18 protein-coding genes are annotated in these 22,091 nt (G+C 54.8%); 4 read left to right on the top strand and 14 right to left on the bottom strand.

The window, feature by feature from the left end; genetic code table 11:
• Window positions 1-19: 19 nt before the first annotated feature.
• The 3 genes from gntT to gntX form a co-directional block, all read right to left on the bottom strand.
• The gene (gntT, locus tag KI228_RS01795; RefSeq protein ID WP_042998433.1) at window positions 20-1,336 is read right to left on the bottom strand and encodes a gluconate transporter; all 1,317 of its coding nucleotides are present in this window, start codon (window positions 1,334-1,336) and stop codon (window positions 20-22) included.
• Window positions 1,337-1,658: 322 nt separating this feature from the next.
• Window positions 1,659-2,234, bottom strand: a complete 576-nt coding sequence (nfuA, locus tag KI228_RS01800; protein WP_042998432.1) for a Fe-S biogenesis protein NfuA — start codon at window positions 2,232-2,234, stop codon at window positions 1,659-1,661.
• Window positions 2,235-2,292: 58 nt separating this feature from the next.
• Window positions 2,293-2,976: a DNA utilization protein GntX gene (gene gntX, locus KI228_RS01805; protein ID WP_042998431.1), complete on the bottom strand. Its 684-nt coding sequence runs from the start codon at window positions 2,974-2,976 to the stop codon at window positions 2,293-2,295.
• 37 nt (window positions 2,977-3,013) lie between these two features.
• Between gntX and bioH the strand changes: the two genes are divergently transcribed.
• The gene (gene bioH, locus KI228_RS01810) at window positions 3,014-3,784 is read left to right on the top strand and encodes a pimeloyl-ACP methyl ester esterase BioH (protein WP_044263808.1); all 771 of its coding nucleotides are present in this window, start codon (window positions 3,014-3,016) and stop codon (window positions 3,782-3,784) included.
• 158 nt (window positions 3,785-3,942) lie between these two features.
• On the opposite strand, the gene feoC is transcribed toward bioH, so the two are convergent.
• The 5 genes from feoC to greB all read right to left on the bottom strand — a co-directional run bounded on the left by feoC (window position 3,943) and on the right by greB (window position 10,018).
• Window positions 3,943-4,179, bottom strand: a complete 237-nt coding sequence (gene feoC, locus KI228_RS01815; protein WP_042998429.1) for a [Fe-S]-dependent transcriptional repressor FeoC — start codon at window positions 4,177-4,179, stop codon at window positions 3,943-3,945.
• 9 nt (window positions 4,180-4,188) lie between these two features.
• Window positions 4,189-6,510 (bottom strand): Fe(2+) transporter permease subunit FeoB, encoded by a 2,322-nt coding sequence (gene feoB, locus KI228_RS01820; protein ID WP_044326698.1) that lies wholly within the window; start codon window positions 6,508-6,510, stop codon window positions 4,189-4,191.
• 18 nt (window positions 6,511-6,528) lie between these two features.
• On the bottom strand, window positions 6,529-6,756 hold the full coding sequence (gene feoA, locus KI228_RS01825) for a ferrous iron transporter A (RefSeq protein WP_012908346.1): 228 nt from the start codon (window positions 6,754-6,756) through the stop codon (window positions 6,529-6,531).
• A gap of 374 nt (window positions 6,757-7,130) precedes the next feature.
• Window positions 7,131-9,446, bottom strand: a complete 2,316-nt coding sequence (locus KI228_RS01830) for a Tex family protein (RefSeq protein WP_044263807.1) — start codon at window positions 9,444-9,446, stop codon at window positions 7,131-7,133.
• Window positions 9,447-9,544: 98 nt separating this feature from the next.
• Entirely contained in the window at window positions 9,545-10,018 is a 474-nt protein-coding gene (greB, locus tag KI228_RS01835) for a transcription elongation factor GreB (RefSeq protein ID WP_042998425.1), read from the bottom strand.
• Window positions 10,019-10,244: 226 nt separating this feature from the next.
• Here greB and ompR point away from each other — a divergent pair, with 226 nt between their 5' ends.
• Together ompR and envZ are read left to right on the top strand one after the other, a co-directional pair.
• The gene (gene ompR / locus KI228_RS01840) at window positions 10,245-10,964 is read left to right on the top strand and encodes an osmolarity response regulator transcription factor OmpR (protein ID WP_001157751.1); all 720 of its coding nucleotides are present in this window, start codon (window positions 10,245-10,247) and stop codon (window positions 10,962-10,964) included.
• Window positions 10,961-12,313 carry a two-component system sensor histidine kinase EnvZ gene (envZ, locus tag KI228_RS01845; protein WP_042998424.1) on the top strand — a complete coding sequence of 451 codons (1,353 nt, stop codon included), beginning with the start codon at window positions 10,961-10,963 and terminating at the stop codon, window positions 12,311-12,313. The genes ompR and envZ overlap by 4 nt, the downstream gene beginning before the upstream one ends.
• A 51-nt stretch (window positions 12,314-12,364) precedes the next feature.
• Here envZ and pckA read toward each other — a convergent pair whose 3' ends face one another.
• The 5 genes from pckA to igaA all read right to left on the bottom strand — a co-directional run bounded on the left by pckA (window position 12,365) and on the right by igaA (window position 18,539).
• Window positions 12,365-13,984, bottom strand: a complete 1,620-nt coding sequence (pckA, locus tag KI228_RS01850) for a phosphoenolpyruvate carboxykinase (ATP) (protein ID WP_042998423.1) — start codon at window positions 13,982-13,984, stop codon at window positions 12,365-12,367.
• A 373-nt stretch (window positions 13,985-14,357) separates the two neighbouring features.
• Window positions 14,358-15,236 (bottom strand): Hsp33 family molecular chaperone HslO, encoded by an 879-nt coding sequence (hslO, locus tag KI228_RS01855; RefSeq protein WP_043001765.1) that lies wholly within the window; start codon window positions 15,234-15,236, stop codon window positions 14,358-14,360.
• Window positions 15,237-15,260: 24 nt separating this feature from the next.
• Window positions 15,261-15,662 (bottom strand): ribosome-associated heat shock protein Hsp15, encoded by a 402-nt coding sequence (gene hslR / locus KI228_RS01860; protein ID WP_044253504.1) that lies wholly within the window; start codon window positions 15,660-15,662, stop codon window positions 15,261-15,263.
• 10 nt (window positions 15,663-15,672) lie between these two features.
• Window positions 15,673-16,341 (bottom strand): GMP/IMP nucleotidase, encoded by a 669-nt coding sequence (yrfG, locus tag KI228_RS01865; RefSeq protein ID WP_042998421.1) that lies wholly within the window; start codon window positions 16,339-16,341, stop codon window positions 15,673-15,675.
• Window positions 16,342-16,406: 65 nt separating this feature from the next.
• Entirely contained in the window at window positions 16,407-18,539 is a 2,133-nt protein-coding gene (igaA, locus tag KI228_RS01870; RefSeq protein WP_042998420.1) for an intracellular growth attenuator protein IgaA, read from the bottom strand.
• Window positions 18,540-18,863: 324 nt separating this feature from the next.
• On the opposite strand from igaA, the gene nudE reads away from it, so the two are divergent.
• On the top strand, window positions 18,864-19,424 hold the full coding sequence (gene nudE, locus KI228_RS01875; protein WP_042998419.1) for an ADP compounds hydrolase NudE: 561 nt from the start codon (window positions 18,864-18,866) through the stop codon (window positions 19,422-19,424).
• Window positions 19,425-19,472: 48 nt separating this feature from the next.
• Here the strand turns inward: nudE and mrcA are convergent, their stop codons facing one another.
• Window positions 19,473-22,025, bottom strand: a complete 2,553-nt coding sequence (gene mrcA, locus KI228_RS01880) for a peptidoglycan glycosyltransferase/peptidoglycan DD-transpeptidase MrcA (protein ID WP_044327315.1) — start codon at window positions 22,023-22,025, stop codon at window positions 19,473-19,475.
• Between the last annotated feature and the right edge of the window lie 66 nt (window positions 22,026-22,091).

Consider the following 22,091-nt stretch of genomic DNA (forward strand, 5'->3'; position numbering starts at 1 on the left):
TGGCGGGTTCTTTTTAGCGTTAAACCACCGTTCCCAGCAGCAGACAGCCAATCAGTCCGCAGACAGAGATAATGGTTTCCAGCATCGACCAGGACTTGATAGTCTCGCCGATGGTCAGGTTAAAGTACTCTTTGAACAGCCAGAAGCCAGGGTCGTTTACGTGAGAGAAGATAACGCTACCGGAACCGACAGCGATAACCATCAGCTCAGGGCTGACGCCGGTGGTTGCGATCAGCGGTGCGACAATTCCACCCGCCGTAATTGCGGCAACGGTAGCAGAACCCAGCGCGATACGCAGAACGGCGGCGATAGACCATGCCATCAGCAGCGGAGAAATATTGGTTTCGTGCATCATGGACGCAATGTATTTGTCCACGCCGCTGTCGACCAGCACCTGCTTGAACGCACCGCCACCGCCGATGATCAACAGCATCATTGCGATAATTTTGATGGAAGAGGTCAGCGTATCGTTAATCTGATCCATTGAACGGCCACGGTTCAGACCGAAGGTGAACAGGGCGATCAGGACTGCAATCAGGGTTGCCATCACCGGGTCACCAAAGAACTCGGCAACAGGCAGGAACGCATGGCCTTTTGGCAGGATCATCTCTGCAATAGCGCGCATTGCCATCAGTACCACCGGAACCAGTGAGGTCCAGACGCTGACGCCAAAGCTCGGCATCTCTTCTTCCGTGAAGGTTTTCGCGCTGTACAGACCTTCCGGGATCGGCTTATCGATGCCTTTCAGGCAGCGAGCGAAGACCGGACCCGCCAGAATGACGGTCGGGATTGCCAGGATCGTACCAAACAGCAGGGTTTTACCCATGTCGGCATGGAAAATGGTCGCGATAGCGGTCGGGCCTGGGTGCGGGGGCAGGAAGCCGTGCGTGACGGAGAGCGCCGCAGCCATCGGAACACCGACATACAGCAGCGGGATGTTAGCCGCGGCGGCAATAGTGAACACCAGCGGCAGCATCAGCACAAAGCCCACTTCATAGAACAGTGCAAAACCGACGGTGAAACCGGTTAATACCACGGCCCACTGAATGTGTTTCTTACCAAATTTCGCAATCAGCGTGGTGGCGATACGTTGCGCACCCCCGCAGTCTGCCAGCATTTTGCCGAGCATGGCGCCAAAGCCCATAATCAGGGCAAGACTTCCCAGGGTGCCGCCGACACCCGCTTTGATGGAGCCAATGACTTTATCGAGCGGCATTCCTTGCATCAATCCAACCGCAAGCGCCACCAGGACGAGAGCGATGAAACCGTTCATTTTGAAGCGGATCATCAGGAGTAATAACAAAATTACACCGATAGCAACGATGACTAATGGCATGATTTACCTGGCCTTTCAATTTGTTATGGGTAACGTCAATGTTTTGACGACAAACTACGTTTGTCCCAACCGGGAACAGAGACGTAACGGCACCTCGACGGATTACCCTTAAAACTATCTAGTTTAGTCGGATGTGATGTGTGTGTTTGGTGCCCATATGAATGATACGGGTAACATAGGGTGATTGAGAATCACCCCGGCAGGCAAAATTTAAATTATGCGAGGCAGGTCAAATTATCGAAGAGGATATTGCAAAAGACGCAAAGAGGGGCGCTATGCCCGATAAGCGTTAGCGCCATCGGGCAATACGCGAGCAGCGAACTTAGTAGTAGGAGTGTTCGCCACGCTGGTGTTCGGTCAGGTCGCGAACGCCTTTCAGTTCCGGGAACTCGTTCAGCAGCTGCTTCTCGATCCCTTCTTTCAGGGTCACATCGACCATGGAACAGCCGTTACAGCCGCCACCAAACTGCAGAATGGCGTAGCCTTCGTCGGTGATCTCCATCAGAGAGACACGACCACCGTGGCCGGCAAGCTGCGGGTTGATTTGCGACTGGAGCATATACTCCACGCGTTCCATCAGCGGCGCATCGTCAGCCACTTTACGCATTTTCGCGTTCGGCGCTTTTAGCGTCAGTTGGGAACCCAGTTGATCGGTCACGAAATCGATCTCAGCGTCTTCCAGATAGGGCGCGCTCAGCTCATCAACATAAGCGGTCAGCAGGTCAAATTTCAGGGCAGTGTCGGTTGCTTCCACGGCGTCCGGCGGACAATAAGAAACGCCACATTCAGCGTTAGGCGTACCGGGATTAATCACAAATACACGGATTTGTGTCCCTTCTTCCTGATTTGCCAGCAGTTTGGCAAAGTGCGCTTGTGCAGCATCGGAAATACGGATCATAGTAATGGCCTAATAGTTGACTATTTTAGTTGGTTATAATACGCCCATCATCGAGGCTCTACAAGGTTCGACACAGGCACCATACCTGGACAGTCGCCGCGCCGTTGCGTAAAAGCAGCTGTGCGATCTCCGCGACGGTACTCCCGGTCGTGATGACATCATCCACAACAACCATATGGAGTCCCTTCACCGGCAATTCAAGGCGAAAGGCATTTTTCAGGTTGCGCTTGCGCAATCTGGCACTGAGATGGTGCTGAGTGGCGGTAGGGCGAATGCGCGTAACGCTTCGACTGTCCCAGGGACAGCGCAGCCAGCGAGACAGCGACTGGCATAACAGATCGCTCTGATTAAACCCCCTGCGCCAGTGGCGGCGCTGCCAGAGAGGAACGCTAATCAGCCTGTCCGGCAGGGTCAGCCCGGTCTGACGACGCGCCTGCAATACCTCCAGCAGCAAAACGCGCGACAGCGCGGGGGCGATGTCGCTGCGCCGGGAAAACTTAAGTTGATGAATGAGCGTGCTGAGCGGCGGGGCATAATCGCTGACGGTAATCAGTCGCTGCCAGGGCGGCGCTTTTTGCAGGCAGCGCCCGCAGGCCATTGTGGGATGCGCGGAGGGGAGCCCACATCGTGGACAGAGCGAGACGTGCCGACGCGCAGCGCGTTCGCAGACAGAACAGATCCCCCAACGACTCAGCGCCAGCGGCATTCGGCATAGCCAGCATAATCCCGGTACTGTTAGCATAGATTCATCCTTGTTGGCGAAAAGAGAACAGTAACTGATGAATGACATCTGGTGGCAGACCCGTGGAGAGGGAAATTGTCATCTTGTGCTGCTGCACGGATGGGGACTTAACGCCGAAGTGTGGCATTGCATTAGCGAGGAACTGAGCTCGCATTTTACGCTGCATCTGGTCGATTTACCGGGCTTTGGCCGCAGCCAGGGTTTTGGGGCCATGACGCTTGAGGAAATGGCGGAGCGCGTCCTGGAACTGGCGCCAGAGAGCGCTATCTGGCTCGGCTGGAGTCTTGGCGGGTTAGTGGCGAGCCAGGTGGCATTAACTCATCCCGAGCGCGTTCAGGCGCTGGTGACGGTGGCGTCATCGCCCTGTTTCAGCGCACGTGAAAATTGGCCGGGGATTAAGCCGGAAGTCCTGGCGGGGTTCCAGCAGCAACTGAGTGAAGACTTCCAGCGGACGGTAGAGCGCTTTCTGGCATTGCAAACGATGGGAACGGAAACGGCGCGTCAGGATGCACGCGCATTGAAAAAGACCGTGCTGGCGCTGCCGATGCCGCCGGTAGATGTGCTTAACGGAGGGCTGGAGATCCTGAAAACGGTTGATCTGCGCGAGTCACTGACATCGTTAACGGTACCGTTCCTGCGTTTGTACGGCTATCTTGACGGGTTGGTTCCCCGCAAGGTGGTGCCACTGCTTGATGCACTATGGCCAGCGAGCGAATCGTTTATCTTTGCCAGGGCAGCGCATGCCCCGTTTATTTCGCATCCTGATGAATTCTGTCAGACGCTGGTGGCGCTAAAGCAAAGACTGTAACGCGAAGAAAAATGCCCGGAAAGTGTCTTACTTACCGGGCCGGAGATTAATGGTTCCGCGCGATGCAGCATAATCTCGTCATCAGGAACGACGGTAACCACCAGTGGCAACGACGCACCATACAAACGCCGTGCTGCTTGCGGACTCTCCGTAATACCTTAACGCAGCGCCCACCATTCACGCAGGCAGGCTTTGCCTTCCGGGCAACTTTTGCAGCTTCCGGAGAGACAGCCGTCAGGTTCTTCCTGAATCCGCATAGCTTTACCCATCATTTCCAGTTGACTGAGCATGGCGTCGATCATCGGCTGCGGCGTTTGCAATGTATGGCTGATTTGCGCTGCCTCCATGCGCCCCCGCAAGGCCAATAAATCGCGAACCTGAATTAGCGAAGCCATCGTGACACCTTAGTGACAATCGCCGGTGGTTGTACTGGCGCAGCAATCGCTGGCTTTTTTCCGCGTGGCCAGCAGATTGACATCCACCCGGCTACGCGCCCGGCGCAGCAGTCCCAGCACCACAACGTTAAACAGGATCACGGCCAGGATACAAACCAGACTGTAGCGCGGATGCTCACTGTAGCTGGCGACCTGGTAGAACAGGGTTGACAGCGAGTAGGCGATGTTCAGCCCCCACAGAATGGAGAAGCCCATCCAGCCGCGGCTCGATTCACGGGCAATTGCCCCCATTACCGAGATGCAGGGAACGTACAGCAGGACGAAAATCAGGTAGCTGTAGGCTGCCGCCGCGCTGCCAAATTTCGCATCCATGACGCCCATTGCGCCAGTCGCCATTTCTCCGTCGCCTTTGCTGGCTTCAATAGGGTTCGCCAGTACGCTGAGGCTGAAAGTATCTTTCAGGCTCTGCCAGGTTTCATCCAGCGCGCTCAGCAGCTCATCGCCAAGATTAAATTCAGCCGGATTAAATTCCTCATCCTGAATGTTTTCTGCGGTATAGAGCGTGTTGAGTGTACCGACCACCACTTCTTTCGCCATCGCGCCCGTGAACAGCCCAACCGTTGCCTGCCAGTTGTCTTCATGAACACCAATCGGTTTAAAGACGGGGGTGATGACGCGACTGACGGAGGCCAGCGCCGAATCGTTGATATTATCGACAATCTTGCCGCTGAGTGAAAAGCTGTTAAACGCGCTCAGGAAGATGCTGACAATGACGATCACTTTACCGGCGCGCAGCACAAACCCTTTCAGGCGCTGCCAGGTCTGGATGATCAGGCTCTTGATATGCGGGACGTGATAAACCGGAAGCTCCATAACAAACGGAGACGCTTCGCCACGCATGATCGTGTGTTTGAGCATCAGGCCGGTCAATACCGCCATCACAATGCCCAGCACATACAGGGAGAACACCGCCAGCGCGCCGTTCTGCCCGAAGAAGGCCGCCGCAAACACGGCGAAAATCGCCAGTCGTGCCCCACAGGACATGAACGGTGCCATCATGATAGTCATCAGGCGCTCACGTGGCGCATCCAGGGTGCGGGCCCCCATCACCGATGGTACGTTGCAGCCAAAGCCGACAATCAGCGGGACGAATGATTTGCCCGGCAGTCCCAGCGCCTGCATCAGACGGTCCATCACAAACGCTGCGCGCGCCATGTAACCGGAGTCTTCGAGGAACGAGAGGAACAGGTACATCATGCCGATCTGCGGAACCAGCGGCAGAACGGTGTTAATCCCACCGCCCAGCCCTTGGGCGAGGAAAATGGTCAGCCAGTCCGGGAAGTGAAGGGTATAACCGATCCACTGGATACCGTGAATAAAAATCGCCACAGAGCCAGCATCAAAAATAGGGGCCAGCGCGCCGCCAATGTTAATGGCAAGCAGGAACATCAGGTACATCACAAACAGGAAGATCGGCAGACCGAGAAAACGGTTGAGGATGATTTTATCCACCGCCGTTGTAAAGCGGCTGGGCTCTGCTGTTAAAGTGTTGCTCACCACGTCGCAGATCGCCGCAATGCACTGGTAACGCGCATCGGCGATATGCAGTGCCGGGTCGTCCATCTCGTCGCTCAGATGCGCCAGCGAAATATCCAGTTGCGCAGCAGCGTCACCGGCGTATGCCCGGCTGTAGATATCCCCTTCCAGCATTTGCAGGCCGAGCCAGCGGCGCTGTTGTACCGGCATTTCTTTAGCCATGGCGTTTGCCAGTTTATCGGCCTCACGCAGCAGCGGCTGGGCGTAATGCACCAGTTCAACGTTTTCGTTCTTGTTGTGGCGGTCAATCGCCAGCTTCAGCGCTTCGATACCGCGTCCACGGGTAGAAACCAGCGGGACGACCGGGCAGCCAAGGCGGGTTGAAAGGGCGTCGATATCAATGCGGATTTTCTGTTTTTCCGCAATGTCGAGCATGTTGAGTGCAACAATGCAGGGAATGCCCAGCTCAAGCAGTTGCAGCGTCAGATAGAGGTTACGCTCAAGATTTGAGGCATCTACCACGTTAATTAACAGGTCGGCGTCGCCACTCAGAATGTAGTGGCAGGCAATCTGCTCATCCAGAGAGGTTTGCGAAGAGATGGTAGTGAGCGAATACGTGCCGGGCAGATCGACCAGCGTGACCTGATGATCCGTGGTCGTGAATTGCCCCTCTTTACGTTCCACGGTGACCCCAGCCCAGTTGCCTACGCGCTGGCGCGCACCGGTCAGTTGGTTAAACAGGGTTGTCTTGCCGGAATTTGGATTACCAATTAAGCCAATGGTTAATTTTTTCATCGTTATAGACTCACTGTATTAACAGGAAACCGCTTCCACTTCTAATAATGCCAGGTCTTTTTTACGCAATACCAGGCTAACGCGACGCGTTTCAATATGGACAGGATCGCCTAAGGGGGCGACGCGCACCACGTTAAATGAGGAACCCGGGAGCATGCCGAGGGAAAGCAGTTTCTGACGGTATGCAGGACTTATTTCACGGGCAAAACCGGTAATTTTCCACGCAGTATCTGGAGTAAATTGCATAAGAGCCTACTTATTTCTCGCTAACTGGATGTTTACCTCATGGGGCAAAGGGGCGCGGCATGAGACCAGATGATTAGCCAACGAAGGAAAGAGTAAATAATCAACAATGCAATGATAATGAGAATGGTTTTTATCTTCAACCGATTAAATGTGACGGAATGTTGGTTTGAATAATAATCTGCGTCATTTTTGATATGGCTCAAAAATAATAACCAGCAGGTGAAATGATTTGAATTCTTAATAAATTAACGTTGTTAATGTTTAATTAAGGTTTCATCTGTTAATGACGTGATAAATATAACGCGATGGAGAAGGTGGATGCGGTAAAGGGCCGGACAGGGCGGTTCCGCCGCCATCCGGCACTCGATCTAAACTTAACGTTTTTTACCCATCGCTGCCGCCAGCGCATCCATCATCGCGCTGTTACCGGCGGGCTGCGCTTCACGAGTACGTGGTTTTGCCGCTTTCGCTGCCGGACGATCATTGCCGCCGCCGCGACGGGCATTGGTTTCACCCGGCTGTTCGTCCAGACGCATCGTCAGGGCAATACGCTTACGTTGCAGGTCAACTTCCAGCACTTTCACCTTCACGATGTCGCCCGCTTTCACCACGGTGTGGGGATCGTCAACAAACTTGTTCGACAGCGATGAGATGTGAACCAGTCCATCCTGGTGAACGCCGATATCCACAAATGCACCAAAGTTGGTGACGTTGGTGACGGCACCCTCGAGAACCATCCCCGGCTGCAAATCGTTCATGGTTTCAACGCCATCGGCAAACTGCGCGGTTTTGAATTCCGGACGCGGATCGCGACCCGGTTTCTCCAGCTCTTTGATGATGTCACTGACGGTCGGGACACCGAACTTGTCGTCGGTAAAATCGACGGCTTTCAGATTGCGCAGTTCGCTGCTGTTGCCCATCAGATCTTTCAGCGCCTGTTGAGTTGCCGCCAGAATACGTTCCACGACCGGATAGGCTTCCGGGTGAACGGTGGAAGCATCCAGCGGGTTATCACCGTGGTTAATACGCAGGAAGCCTGCGCACTGTTCGAAGGCTTTCGGTCCCAGTCGGCTGACTTTCAGCAGTTGCTGACGATTCTGGAACTGCCCGTTCTCGTCGCGCCAGGCCACGATATTCTGCGCCATCATTCGGGTCAGACCGGCTACACGGGTTAACAGCGGAACCGATGCCGTATTCAAATCAACGCCGACGGCGTTCACACAGTCTTCCACTACCGCGTCCAGCTTACGGGCTAACTGTGTCTGGCTGACGTCATGCTGATACTGACCGACGCCGATCGATTTCGGATCGATTTTCACCAGCTCAGCGAGCGGATCCTGCAGACGGCGCGCAATAGAGACCGCGCCGCGCAGCGAGACGTCGAGATCCGGGAACTCCTGGGCTGCCAGTTCTGACGCGGAATAGACTGACGCCCCGGCTTCGCTGACGATCACTTTCTGCGCCGTCACTTTCGGGAACTGTTTCTGTACATCGAGGAAGAAGCGTTCGGTTTCACGCGAGGCGGTGCCGTTACCAATCGCCACCAGTTCCACATTGTACTTTTCACACAGCGCAGCCACTACCACGGCGGCTTTCGCCGCCTGACCGGTGTGAGGATAGATGGTATCGGTGGCGACCAGCTTACCAGTGCCATCCACCACGGCGACTTTTACCCCGGTACGCAGACCCGGATCGAGGCCCATAGTGGCACGCAGACCCGCTGGTGCCGCCATCAACAGGTCGTGCAGGTTGCGGGCGAATACGTTGATTGCTTCGTCCTCCGCGCGCTCGCGGACAGTCCCCATCAGCTCGGTCTCGAGGTGCATAAGCACCTTGATACGCCACGTCCAGCTCACCACGCCTTTGCGCCAGCTGTCTGCCGGTGCGTTGTTCAGACGCAGGCCGAGGTGATCCATAATGATCTGCTCGCAGTAGCTCTCTTTCGGCGGCTCATCGAACTGCGGATCGGCATTCAGCGAAAGCTGCAACACGCCTTCATTACGACCGCGGAACATTGCCAGCGCACGGTGAGAAGGCACGGAGGCGATCGGCTCGTGATGATCGAAATAGTCGCGGAATTTTGCGCCTTCCTCTTCTTTACCGCTGACTACGCTGGCAACCAGATGGGCATTTTTCCACAGATAGTCACGTACCTTCGCCAGCAGCGCGGCGTCTTCGGCAAAGCGTTCCATCAGGATATAGCGTGCGCCATCAAGCGCGGCTTTGCTGTCGGCAACCCCTTTCTCTGCATCGATATATTTTGCCGCTTCGGTGTCCGGATCGTGTGACGGGTCGTTCCACAACAGGTCGGCCAGCGGTTCCAGACCGGCTTCAATCGCTATCTGTCCACGGGTGCGGCGTTTGGGTTTATACGGGAGGTAAAGATCTTCGAGTTCGGTCTTACTTAACGTGCCGTTGATGGCAGTCGCCAGATCATCGGTCAGTTTGCCTTGCTCGGAAATGGACTTGAGAATGGCCTGACGGCGCTCTTCCAGTTCGCGCAAATAGCCCAGTCGGGTCTCCAGATTACGCAGTTGCGTATCATCCAGGCCGCCGGTGATTTCCTTACGGTAACGTGCGATAAACGGCACGGTGTTCCCTTCGTCAAGCAGGCGAACGGCAGCGGTGACCTGGTCAGCCCGGGCCTGAATTTCACCCGCAATAATGCGGCAGAAAGAATCATTCATCATGGATTGGCTTCATCTACTGAGTAAAAAATCAGGGAACAGTTATACGGATTGATGGGCAAAAACGCCAGCCATAGCGCGGGGCTTCGGATTGTTCCTGCTCATTTTACGTATTCGATCGCATTCACGTACCAGCTTGCTTCCCCACCAGGCGTGTTGACCACCGCGAGATCGCCGACCTCTTTTTTCAGCAGCGCGCGCGCCATCGGCGAGTCGATGGAGATATAATCTTTGCGGCCAAAAATTTCATCGTAGCCGACAATCCGAAAGCGACGGGTATCGCCATCGTCATTCTCAATTTCTACCCATGCGCCGAAAAACACTTTGCCTTCCTGCTGCGGGGAGTAATCGACGATCTTCAAATTCTCCATGCATTTAGTCAGGTAACGGACGCGTCGGTCGATCTCACGCAGGCGCTTTTTATTATACTGATAGTCGGCATTCTCACTGCGGTCACCCAGACTCGCCGCCCAGGTCACCTTCTTTGTGACTTCCGGGCGTTCTTCACGCCAGAGGTAATTAAGCTCACTTTTGAGTTTTTCGTACCCTTCCCGGGTGATCAGAGGCGTTTTCATCTTATTGATTACCTTTAAGTCTGTGACGAAGCGCACAATTCGTATTACGTCACCCTGATAACAGAATAAATAATGTGCTGCGCGTTTCATTGTATACTTAAGCTGCTGTTAAATATGCTTTGTAACAATTTAGCCTGGAATTCATACCAGAATTCGCTGGTGACGAACGTAAGCTTTTTTAAGAATACATACCTTCAATTGTTGCGAACCTTTGGGAGTACAAACAATGCAAGAGAACTATAAAATTCTGGTGGTCGATGACGACATGCGCCTGCGCGCGCTGCTGGAGCGTTATCTGACCGAACAGGGCTTCCAGGTTCGAAGCGTCGCTAACGCCGAGCAAATGGATCGCCTGCTAACCCGCGAATCTTTCCACCTTATGGTACTGGATCTGATGCTGCCGGGTGAAGATGGCCTGTCTATTTGCCGCCGTCTGCGCAGCCAGAGTAACCCGATGCCGATCATCATGGTCACGGCGAAAGGGGAAGAAGTTGACCGTATTGTCGGGCTGGAAATCGGCGCCGATGACTATATCCCGAAACCGTTTAACCCACGCGAACTGCTGGCGCGTATTCGGGCGGTGCTGCGTCGTCAGGCGAACGAACTGCCGGGCGCGCCTTCTCAGGAAGAGGCGGTCATCGCTTTTGGTAAGTTCAAATTAAACCTGGGCACTCGCGAAATGTTCCGTGAAGACGAGCCGATGCCGCTCACTAGTGGTGAATTTGCGGTACTGAAAGCGCTGGTGAGCCACCCGCGCGAGCCGCTGTCCCGTGACAAACTGATGAACCTGGCGCGTGGTCGTGAGTATTCCGCAATGGAGCGTTCCATCGACGTACAGATTTCTCGTTTGCGCCGCATGGTGGAAGAAGATCCCGCTCATCCGCGTTATATCCAGACCGTGTGGGGCCTGGGTTACGTTTTTGTACCGGACGGTTCTAAAGCATGAGGCGAATGCGCTTCTCGCCACGAAGTTCATTTGCCCGCACGCTGCTGCTCATCGTCACCCTGCTGTTTGTCAGTCTGGTGACGACCTATCTGGTGGTGCTGAACTTTGCGATTCTGCCGAGTCTCCAGCAGTTTAATAAGGTCCTGGCCTACGAAGTGCGTATGCTGATGACCGATAAACTGCAACTGGAGGACGGCACGCAACTGGTGGTGCCTCCCGCTTTTCGCCGGGAAATTTACCGTGAGCTGGGGATTTCTCTTTATTCCAACGAAGCCGCCGAAGAGGCTGGACTGCGTTGGGCGCAACACTATGAATTTTTAAGCCATCAGATGGCGCAGCAGCTGGGCGGGCCGACGGAAGTGCGCGTTGAGGTCAACAAAAGCTCGCCGGTTGTCTGGCTGAAAACCTGGCTGTCCCCCAATATCTGGGTGCGCGTTCCGTTAACGGAAATTCATCAGGGCGATTTCTCCCCGCTGTTTCGCTATACGCTGGCCATCATGTTGTTGGCAATAGGGGGGGCGTGGCTGTTTATACGTATACAAAACCGACCCCTTGTGGATCTCGAACATGCCGCGCTGCAGGTAGGGAAAGGCATTATTCCACCGCCGCTGCGTGAGTACGGCGCCTCTGAGGTCCGCTCGGTGACCCGCGCCTTCAACCATATGGCAGCCGGGGTGAAGCAGCTCGCGGATGACCGAACGCTGCTGATGGCGGGGGTCAGTCACGATCTCCGCACCCCGCTGACGCGTATTCGTCTGGCGACAGAGATGATGGGCGAGCAGGATGGTTATCTGGCGGAGTCCATCAATAAAGATATCGAAGAGTGCAACGCGATCATTGAACAGTTCATCGACTACCTGCGTACCGGGCAGGAGATGCCGATGGAGATGGCCGATCTCAACGCCGTGCTGGGCGAAGTGGTGGCGGCAGAAAGTGGCTATGAGCGCGAAATTGAGACGGCGCTTCAGCCGGGTAGCATTCAGGTGAAGATGCACCCGCTGTCTATCAAGCGTGCAGTCGCCAACATGGTGGTGAACGCTGCGCGTTATGGCAACGGATGGATCAAAGTCAGTAGCGGGACGGAACCGCATCGCGCCTGGTTCCAGGTGGAAGATGACGGCCCCGGCATTAAACCTGAGCAGCGTAAACACCTGTTCCAGCCGTTTGTCCGTGGCGACAGTGCGCGTAGCACCAGCGGAACCGGTCTGGGACTGGCGATTGTGCAGCGTATCGTGGACAACCATAACGGGCTGCTGGAGATCGGCACCAGCGAGCGGGGCGGGCTCTCTATCCGCGCCTGGCTACCGGTTCCTGTGGTCCGCGTCCAGGGGACGACTAAAGAGGCGTAAAAAAGGGAGGCGAAATGCCTCCCTTGCTATTTTTACTTTATCCGGACTGACTTACAGCTTCGGCCCGGCACTGACCAATGCTTCGCCTGCTGGCGTATCGGTGTATTTCTCGAAGTTCTCGATGAACAGTTTCGCCAGCGCAGTGGCTTTTTCCTGCCACTGTTCCGGAGACCCGTAGGTATTACGCGGGTCGAGAATACGGGTATCCACGCCTGGAAGTTCGGTCGGGATCGCCAGATCAAACATCGGCAGGTTGAAGGTTTCTGCATCGTCCAGAGAACCGTTCAGGATAGCGTCGATAATGGCGCGGGTATCTTTGATGGAGATACGTTTGCCCGTACCGTTCCAGCCAGTGTTGACCAGGTATGCCTGCGCACCTGAGGCCTGCATGCGTTTCACCAGCACTTCAGCATACTGCGTCGGGTGCAGCGACAGGAATGCCGCGCCGAAGCAGGCGGAGAAGGTTGGCGTCGGCTCGGTGACACCGCGTTCCGTACCCGCCAGTTTAGCCGTGAAGCCAGACAGGAAGTGGTACTGCGTCTGGTTGGCGGTCAGGCGAGAAACCGGTGGCAGCACGCCAAAAGCATCAGCGGTCAGGAAGATCACCTTCGTGGCATGGCCGGCTTTGGAAACCGGTTTAACGATGTTTTCGATGTGGTAGATAGGATAGGAAACGCGGGTATTCTCGGTTTTCGAGCCGTCGTCAAAATCGATAGTCCCATCGTCGCGCACGGTGACGTTTTCTAACAGCGCATCACGGCGGATAGCGTTGTAGATTTCCGGTTCCGCTTCTTTCGACAGCTTGATCGTTTTTGCGTAGCAACCGCCTTCAAAGTTGAACACGCCATCGTCATCCCAGCCGTGCTCGTCATCGCCGATCAGACGGCGTTTCGGGTCGGTGGAGAGGGTGGTTTTCCCGGTGCCGGAAAGACCGAAGAACACCGCAACATCGCCTTTCTCGCCCACGTTGGCGGAACAGTGCATGGAGGCAATGCCTTTCAGCGGCAGCAGATAGTTCATCACCGAGAACATACCTTTCTTCATTTCGCCGCCGTACCAGGTACCACCAATCAGCTGGATACGTTCGGTCAGGTTGAAGGCGACAAAGTTTTCGGAGTTCAGACCCTGCTCTTTCCACTGTGGGTTCGTGCACTTCGCGCCGTTCATCACGATAAAGTCAGGCTCAAAGCCTTCCAGTTCGTCATCGCTTGGGCGGATGAACATGTTCTTCACGAAATGCGCCTGCCACGCCACTTCGGTAATGAAGCGGACAGAGAGACGAGTATCGGCGTTTGCGCCACAGAAAGCATCAACGATAAACAGACGTTTACCGGAAAGTTGTTTAGTGACTAATCCTTTCAGGTGCTGCCAGGTTTCCTGGGACAGCGGTTTGTTGTCGTTCTTGCCTTTTCCTTTGTCGGACCACCACAGCGTGTCACGCGTGGTGTCATCACGAACAATGTACTTATCCTTCGGCGAACGTCCGGTGAAAATACCGGTATCAACTGCAACGGCACCCAGGTTCGTCAACACACCACGCTCATAACCTTCCAGGCTTGGGTCTAGCTCTTCCTGATAAAGGGTTTCATAGCTGGGGTTGTAGACGATATCCTGAACGTCGCTGATACCATAAGCCTTGAGATCTTGCGGGGTTAATCGTTTCACGCGCATATCACTGCTCCTTAGCCAATATGTATTACCTGGAATAGTAAGGTTTTTTTGGGGGTGTTAACCGCGACAAGGCTCATAGATTTACTTATCTGGACAAAATCACGATTGACTGAAAACGCTGTGACTCCAGTCACGAAGCGGGGCTTATTATGGCAGGAATGACTTTTTAGTTGTGGAAAATGTTCCTAAAAGGTTAAGGATTAGTATTTTTCACGGGAATGTTGTGAGTGTAATCGCATTCATACGGGAAATTAACAAACCACTTACATACAAAATATCGATTCACCACGAAAGAAAATTTTAGCAAAAAGTGCGGAATTTAGTGCGGACGGTCGGAGACGCATCGCGTCATCCGACCGGTTCAGGATATCGATCAGTGAACCTGCGGATCGGCAGGGGAGGCGTTATTACGGATCTCGGCAATATCCATGGCATTGAACAGGTAGTGGCTCCCGCAATAGTCGCAATGCATATCGATTTCGCCTTCTTCCGCCAGAATGCTATCCACCTCTTCGTCCGGCAGCGTTTTCAGTGCGCCAGCACAGCGTTCGCGCGAGCAGGTGCATTTGAACTCAACGTCCTGCGGATCGTAAAGGGTGACCTCTTCTTCGTGATACAGACGCCACAGCACTTCATTGGCTGGCAGGGTCAGTAGCTCTTCCGCCTTGATAGTTTCGGTCAGCGTGGCCAGATGGTTGAAGTCATCCGCTTGCGCATCCTGGGCTGGCATCACCTGCAACAGCATTCCGCCGGCAGCGGCTTTCCCGTCAACATCACCGGTACGAATGAACAGACGGGTTGGCAATTGCTCAGAACGCAGGAAGTAATCTTCCAGACATGCCGCCAGCGTATCGCCTTCCAGACCGACAACGCCCTGATAACGCTCGCCTTCTTCCGGGGTAATGGTAATGACCAGATAACCATTACCGACCAGCGTTTTCAGGTCAGCATCTTCCGGGATCTCGCCCTGGACGCGCGCCACACCACGCATCTGCTGATTGTTGTTGCCGTTGATCACCGCCAGGCTCAGCGGACCATCACCCTGGAGCTGAACGGTGATATCACCGGCGAACTTCAGTGTCGCCGTGAGCAGACTGGTGGCAACCAGTAACTCAGCGAGAACGGTTTTCACTGGCTGCGGATAAGTATGGTTTTCGAGGATCTGTTGCAGGGTTTCCGATACGGTTACCAGTTCGCCGCGCACGGCAAAATTTTCAAACAGATAGCGGTGTAATTGGTCATGTTGCGGCATAATCATCTCTCTAGCGGGCGACAGTTATTCACTGTCGCCGTGTTTAAATCGTAACAGGTCACGGCGTTCTTTTTTGTCCGGTCGCCTGTCCGGGTGCGGCATGGTCAGAGCGTTAAGCTTACGCGCCAGCGCCATTTTTTCGCGTTTCTCTATGCTTTCCGTTGTCTCTTCGTACAGAGTGACGGCTTCGCTGGCCGGACGACGCTGCTCGGTGATCGCCTTGATCACCACCGTTCGCTCGTCGTTGCCCTGACGCAGCGTTAGCGTGGCGTTCAGTTCGACGATCTTGCTTGGCTTACTGCGCTGTCCGTTATAGTGAACTTTCCCGCCGTCCACCATTTCGCGGGCCAGTGCGCGGGTTTTATAAAACCGCGCAGCCCAAAGCCATTTATCCAGTCTGACCTCAACCGAGGGCTTCTCTTTCATGGCGTCTCCTTCACATCAGTGAGGGGATCAGTCGGCGGTAGTCATTCAATGACGGATGGCGCGCATACTGTTTTTCCGCAACGCCAGAGTCGGGGTTAGTCACGCCGAGGCAATAACGAATACCAAACTTCGCCGCCGCATCGAGAATAGGTTCGCTATCGTCGATAAACAGCGTTTTCTCTGCACTCATTCCCGTTTCTTCCGCCACGGCGCGCCATAACCGCTGATCCTCTTTGGGATATCCAAATGTGTGGGTAGAAAGTAATAAATCAAGGTGTGAGGCCAGACCGGTATGCTCCAGCTTCACGGCCAGATTATGCGGATGCGCATTGGTCAGCAAAATCCGCCGTTTACCGCAGGCTTTGAGCGCGTCTAAAAAGGGGATTGTATCGTCACGTAACACCGCTCGCGGCCCCATTGCGGTAGTCATCGCGCAGATATCCAGACCCAGACGGTCGCTCCAGTAATCAAGACAGTACCAGTTTAGCGTATGCTGCACGGCATGATATTCCTGGCGGATGCGTTCCTGCGCCTCTTGTGGCGAGATCCCGTTCTGCGCGCCGTAGGTCTCAGGCACCAGCTTTTGCCAGAAGTAGTTATCAAACGCCAGGTCGAGCAGCGTGCCGTCCATGTCTAACAGAACGGTATCCACGTTCTGCCAGGCAATATCAATATGCATGGGAACTCTCCAGAAGAAAACGCGATGCGGCACAGGGTAGCACACCCGGTGCCGCAGACATGTTATCAGATGAGGCTTTCCGGAGCGCTGATGAGCTTCGGATTCAGACAGCTTTCATAGTACTGTTGAATCTCCATCATGCGGGTGCGATGACGCTGGTAGCGGCGGAATGCCTGTACGCCATTATAGAGTGTGCAGGCTAACATCGTCAGCATCAGCAGCGTGGTGCCGAGGTAACGCCACAAACCAGAACGATCGGGGATGCGGTGCAGGGCGATATGCTGCGTGCCATTGGCGTCAGTATAGATATTGGTGACAATCCCTTCGGCGCTAAACGGCGTGTTCATCAGCATTTGTGCCAGTCGCTGGAAGGCGCTCCACTGTTCCTGCGCCGGGTAATCGTACAGCGATACGGTCGGCCAGGGCTGATCGACCAGATCGCTGCCTTCATCGCTGACAATCAGGAATCCGCCAGGAGCGGGGCTGTTCAGCGATTGGGCGGCGCGGGCGGTCTCGCGGGTAATAAAGGGCGCCGTGGAGGTGGTAACCAGATTGTCGAGCGATTCGGCGCTGACGGGACGCAGCAGAACGTTAACACCATCCAGTTTGCCCGCGTTGGCCCGTTTCACCAGCGCGCTCCAGTCTTTACTGTTCCCCAGGTTAACCAGCGCATTTTTGAGGCGTACGCACTCGTCTTCTGCCGCGCACAACTCAGCGGTTTTCAGGACGATATCGCCAAAATCATCCAGCAGCACCATGCCCGATTTTTGAATGGCGGAGCGCAAGGCCGCGCTGACGCGAGAGTCATCTTCCGGTTTGGGGTGCAACTGGCGGTTAACGGCCTGCGAGAGCGCAGTGGCTTTGTTCACCAGATCGGATTCCGGCAACGGCAGCGCAGGGGCGTCATTCCAGATGATTTGCGAGCAGTCAAACGGCATAAACGGTGAACTGGTTTGTGCGCTCCAGGTGCCCTGCGCATGAATATTACACATGCCGGTCCCGCGAAGATTTAACGTGTCGCCGACGCGCACGCCGGACTGTTCAAGCTGTTTTACGCTGGTCGCTTCGATGGTTTGTGCACCTTTCATCCACGACAGCGTGAACTTAATCGGCATATCGAGCGGGATCCAGAATAACAGCATCATCAGCACCAGCAGTGAGCCACCGGCGATGATCGTGCTGCGTACCCAGTGCTGCAACGGGAAGTTTTTAACCTCGTCATGCAGGGATAAAAACCGTCCCTGACGCACGACGTGGCGATCGAGATAAATATCAATATCTGTTTGCTGGCCGAGATCTTGCGCAATGTAAGGCTGCCAGTGGCTTGGATACACCAGGTCGATAATCCCCAGCGAGATATTGTTGATCTGCTCCTGGTCATTTTCGCCAAACAGTCCCCAGCGGCGCGGCGTTCCCCGCAGGCAGTGAATTTCGCGTAGTGCGGATTTCGATGGCGGTGCGAATAAGCCCCACAATCCTGCCGCCAGCAACAGCACGGCTCCGCCCACCATCCACGGCACAAAGACGTCCGGCGTAACCAGACAGAAAAAGAATAGCAGGAAGGCGGCGACAATTAACAGCGCTTCGCGGAAACCGGCCGGGCGGCTGAGCGCATATTCTTCATGCGTCTCCTGACGAATGTTCAGCAACTCAATTTGTTCGCTCTCTTCGCCGCGAATCGACGCCTGTGTGGATGTGGTCGGTTGCAGCGCGTAACCACGCGCCTCCTGCATATACTCTTGCAGGGAATGACCATTTAGCGAGATCACCAGCGGCAGCGTATCGGTGTGGATCAGCTCAACGCTGTTTTCATCATTAATGTACTGTTCCCAAAAGGGAGGCAGATGGACTTCGACGGAATCGAGGTAGTAGCGCCACTTATTCGGATCGTCCGTCGTGATGCCGTAGCGGGTGATTGAGTGGGTCAGAATGATGACGTTATTGCTTTCAGCATTCAGCGTCAGGGAAACAGGGGCTGCGCTGGCGCCCGTCGGACCGGGTACCTGCTGGATTTGACTCAGGCTATCAAGATAATTTTCAACGGCGCTGCGTTCTTCAGGCGTGAGTTTGCGCGTTGCCGCCTCTGAGAATGCATTTGTCCACGGCAGCTTACGCCGTCTGGCACGAACGTTAAGTCGCCACCAGGCCAGCAATGCGCAGACCAGCAACGCCGCTAAAAAAATCAGAATGGTGCTCATGCTTTCCCCATCTTACTTAATCTGTCAGGTGTGGTCAGTCGCACCCTGTCACAATGAACGTGATCCCGTGGTTGGCTATCGGCAAGCATGGAGTTGAACTTGAGCATTTTTCAGCGCATCCCAGTGAATGCTGATGATAGCAAAACCTGCAAAAGCGGAATATCAGCAAATTCCTGGACCTATTTCAACCTATTGACTTTTAATTTGAAATAGGAATTATATTTTTATTAGGTTACATAAATGTAAATAACTGGCAATTCGCATTGCCGAAACCGTGTTGCGTATCGCACAATAACGACTGATTTCACGGCATAGATTCTCACGATGAGCAAATCATTACAAAAACCCACCATTCTGAACGTCGAAACTGTCGCACAGTCGCGGCTATTTAGCGTTGAAAGCGTGGACCTCGAATTCAGCAACGGCGTGCGTCGTGTCTATGAACGGATGCGTCCCTCGACCCGTGAAGCGGTAATGATTGTTCCGATCGTTGACGATCACCTGATTCTGATTCGTGAATACGCGGTGGGAACGGAGTCCTATGAGCTGGGCTTTTCCAAAGGGTTGATCGACCCGGGTGAAAGCGTGTTTGAAGCGGCGAACCGGGAACTGAAAGAAGAGGTCGGTTTTGGGGCAAACGATCTGACTTTTTTAAAAAAACTCAGCATGGCGCCGTCTTACTTTTCCAGCAAGATGAATATCGTGGTGGCGGAAGACCTTTTTCCCGAGTCACTGGAAGGCGATGAACCCGAACCGTTGCCGCAGGTGCGCTGGCCGCTGGCGCATCTGATGGATCTGCTGGAAGACCCCGACTTTACCGAAGCACGAAACGTGAGCGCGTTGTTTCTTGTACGCGAATGGCTGAAAGGGCAGGGACGGCTGTAAACGGGTCCCCTGAAGGAATGAAAAAAGGCGCCGCAGCGCCTTTTTTATTTAGAACAGTTCGTGTGTCTCACCACCGTCAGTGATGGTCGTTCCCACCTCATGCACCGCCTGCTGTGTCGGCTGCGTGCCTTCGATGAAATATTCTGCCCGACTGTTACCGCCGTTTGCCAGTTGTCCGGTGCTGCGATCGATATTGACCGTGACGATGCCTGGTGGCGGCGTCAGCGGCTCCTCAGGAACCCCTTCCAGCACCACTTTCATGTAAGCATCCCACGCGGGTTGCGCACTTTTCGCACCGCCTTCGTAGCCAGAGATTTGATCTTTGATCGCTCCAGAGGCGGTGGTGCGCCCCAGGTCACGGCGGTGATCGTCAAATCCAATCCATACGGAGGTGACTACCCCTGGGCCGTAGCCGGAGAACCAGGCGTCTTTCGAGCTGTTGGTGGTCCCGGTTTTACCGCCGATATCGTGGCGATTCAGATCACGACCTGCACGCCAGCCGGTACCCATCCAGCCGGGTTCGCCGAAAATGTTGGTATTCAGCGCGCTCTTGATCAGGAAAGCCAGCGGCGTGTTGATCACGTGCGGTGCGTACTCTTGCGCCCCGGTCTGCGCCACTAACGCTTGATTTGCCTGCTCCAGTTTGGGCATTGGCACGGCGGCGTTCTGCTGCTCGCCAGAGATGGAGACATCTTCGACGTTGCTGTTTTCCAGAACGTTGGATTTCTGGGTATCACCGTAAATCACCGGAATATCACACTCCGGGCAGGCGATTTTCGGCTTCGCTTCGAAAATTACGCCGTTCTGGTCCGTTTCGATCTTGCTGATGAAATAGGGATCGACCAGGAAGCCGCCGTTCGACATGACGGCATAACCACGCGCCACCTGTAGCGGGGTAAATGACGCGGAGCCCAGCGCCAGGGATTCGGTACGCACAATGTTTTGTGCCGGGAAGCCGAAACGCTGCAGATATTCCGCCGCGTAGTCCACGCCCATGGCCCGCATAGCGCGTACCATTACCACGTTTTTCGATTCGCCCAGCCCCTGACGTAAACGAATCGGGCCTGCGTACTGCGGTGGTGAGTTTTTCGGACGCCAGTCGGAACCGGCACCAGCATCCCAGCGAGAAATTGGCACGTCGTTCAGCATACTCGCCAGCGTCAGACCTTTGTCCATCGCGGCAGTGTAGAGGAACGGCTTAATGTTAGAACCGACCTGACGCAGCGCCTGAGTGGCACGGTTGAACTTGCTCTGGTTAAAGTCAAAACCGCCGACCAGCGCCAGCACGGCCCCGTTTTTCGGATTGATTGAGACCAGCGCGGAGTTCACATCCGGAACCTGCGCCAGCCACCAGGCTTCGCCCATCTTCCGCACCCAGATCTGCTGACCGGTCTGCACCGCGTCAGTGACCTTACGCGGCGTCGGGCCTTGCTGAGTATCCGAACGATAAGGACGCGCCCAACGAATGCCTTCCATCCGCAGCGAGACCGAAGTGCCGTCTGCCAGAGTCGCCGTCGCTTCCTGCGGGTTTGCACTGGTGATCACCGCTGGCAGCAACGGCCCGTAAGTTGGCAGCGCTTTCAGCGTATCGGTGATTTTCTTACTGTCCCATGCGGTTTCACCCACTTTCCACAGCACGTTGGCCGGACCGCGATAGCCGTGGCGCATGTCATAGTCCAGCACATTATTACGTACCGCCTGTTGCGCGGCCTGCTGCACCTTACGGGTGATCGTGGTGTAAATGCGGTAACCGTCTTCATAGGCGTTTTCGCCATAACGGTTGTACATCTCCTGACGCACCATTTCTGACAGGTACGGGGCGGAGAAAGCGATTTCCGGCGCATGATAGTTGGCGTCGATCGGCTCATTCCGCGCCTGATCGTACTGTGCCTGAGTGATGTACCCTTCGCTCAGCATGCGCGACAGCACCACGTTACGACGTGCGGTCGCGCGGTCCATCGAATAAAGCGGGTTAAAGGTAGAAGGCGCTTTCGGCAGGCCGGCAATTACCGCGATCTCACCCAGATCCAACTGGTCGACTGATTTACCGAAATAGACCTGCGCCGCCGCCCCGACGCCATAAGCGCGGTAACCGAGGTAGATCTTGTTCAGATAGAGTTCGAGGATCTCATCTTTACTCAGCAACTGCTCAATGCGGATCGCCAGGAACACTTCCTTAATCTTACGCATCAACGTGCGTTCAGGACTGAGGAAGAAATTTCTTGCGAGCTGCTGCGTGATGGTACTCGCCCCTTGCGAGGCGTGACCGGAGAACAGCGCTACGCTTGCCGCACGGAAAATCCCCACCGGGTCAACGCCGTGGTGCTCATAGAAACGACTGTCTTCTGTGGCGATAAAGGCTTTGACCATTTCCGGCGGGATCTGATTGAGCGTCACCGGAATACGACGTTTTTCACCATATTGCGCAATGAGCTCGCCATCTGCGCTGTAAACCTGCATCGGGATCTGCAAACGCACATCTTTAAGCGTCGCGACGTCAGGTAACTGTGGCTCAATATAGCGATAGAGGCCATAAATCGAGCCTGCTCCCAGCAGGATGCAACATACTGCAAGGATCAATAAATACTTTACGAACTTCACCGGAGATTTCCCATTTAGTTTCATTTGGGCAGTTTATAAACAACCGCGCGGTAGTATAAAGGCAAG

It is taken from the genome of Citrobacter amalonaticus (assembly GCF_018323885.1).
Lineage (GTDB): Bacteria > Pseudomonadota > Gammaproteobacteria > Enterobacterales > Enterobacteriaceae > Citrobacter_A > Citrobacter_A amalonaticus.

What these genes read in the sequence shown, in the direction of transcription:
- gntT (WP_042998433.1), bottom strand. Translation starts at nt 1,336, where the DNA reads ATGCCATTAGTCATCGTTGCTATCGGTGTAATTTTGTTATTACTCCTG.
- nfuA (WP_042998432.1), bottom strand. Translation starts at nt 2,234, where the DNA reads ATGATCCGTATTTCCGATGCTGCACAAGCGCACTTTGCCAAACTGCTG.
- gntX (WP_042998431.1), bottom strand. Translation starts at nt 2,976, where the DNA reads ATGCTAACAGTACCGGGATTATGCTGGCTATGCCGAATGCCGCTGGCG.
- bioH (WP_044263808.1), top strand. Translation starts at nt 3,014, where the DNA reads ATGAATGACATCTGGTGGCAGACCCGTGGAGAGGGAAATTGTCATCTT.
- feoC (WP_042998429.1), bottom strand. Translation starts at nt 4,179, where the DNA reads ATGGCTTCGCTAATTCAGGTTCGCGATTTATTGGCCTTGCGGGGGCGC.
- feoB (WP_044326698.1), bottom strand. Translation starts at nt 6,510, where the DNA reads ATGAAAAAATTAACCATTGGCTTAATTGGTAATCCAAATTCCGGCAAG.
- feoA (WP_012908346.1), bottom strand. Translation starts at nt 6,756, where the DNA reads ATGCAATTTACTCCAGATACTGCGTGGAAAATTACCGGTTTTGCCCGT.
- KI228_RS01830 (WP_044263807.1), bottom strand. Translation starts at nt 9,446, where the DNA reads ATGATGAATGATTCTTTCTGCCGCATTATTGCGGGTGAAATTCAGGCC.
- greB (WP_042998425.1), bottom strand. Translation starts at nt 10,018, where the DNA reads ATGAAAACGCCTCTGATCACCCGGGAAGGGTACGAAAAACTCAAAAGT.
- ompR (WP_001157751.1), top strand. Translation starts at nt 10,245, where the DNA reads ATGCAAGAGAACTATAAAATTCTGGTGGTCGATGACGACATGCGCCTG.
- envZ (WP_042998424.1), top strand. Translation starts at nt 10,961, where the DNA reads ATGAGGCGAATGCGCTTCTCGCCACGAAGTTCATTTGCCCGCACGCTG.
- pckA (WP_042998423.1), bottom strand. Translation starts at nt 13,984, where the DNA reads ATGCGCGTGAAACGATTAACCCCGCAAGATCTCAAGGCTTATGGTATC.
- hslO (WP_043001765.1), bottom strand. Translation starts at nt 15,236, where the DNA reads ATGCCGCAACATGACCAATTACACCGCTATCTGTTTGAAAATTTTGCC.
- hslR (WP_044253504.1), bottom strand. Translation starts at nt 15,662, where the DNA reads ATGAAAGAGAAGCCCTCGGTTGAGGTCAGACTGGATAAATGGCTTTGG.
- yrfG (WP_042998421.1), bottom strand. Translation starts at nt 16,341, where the DNA reads ATGCATATTGATATTGCCTGGCAGAACGTGGATACCGTTCTGTTAGAC.
- igaA (WP_042998420.1), bottom strand. Translation starts at nt 18,539, where the DNA reads ATGAGCACCATTCTGATTTTTTTAGCGGCGTTGCTGGTCTGCGCATTG.
- nudE (WP_042998419.1), top strand. Translation starts at nt 18,864, where the DNA reads ATGAGCAAATCATTACAAAAACCCACCATTCTGAACGTCGAAACTGTC.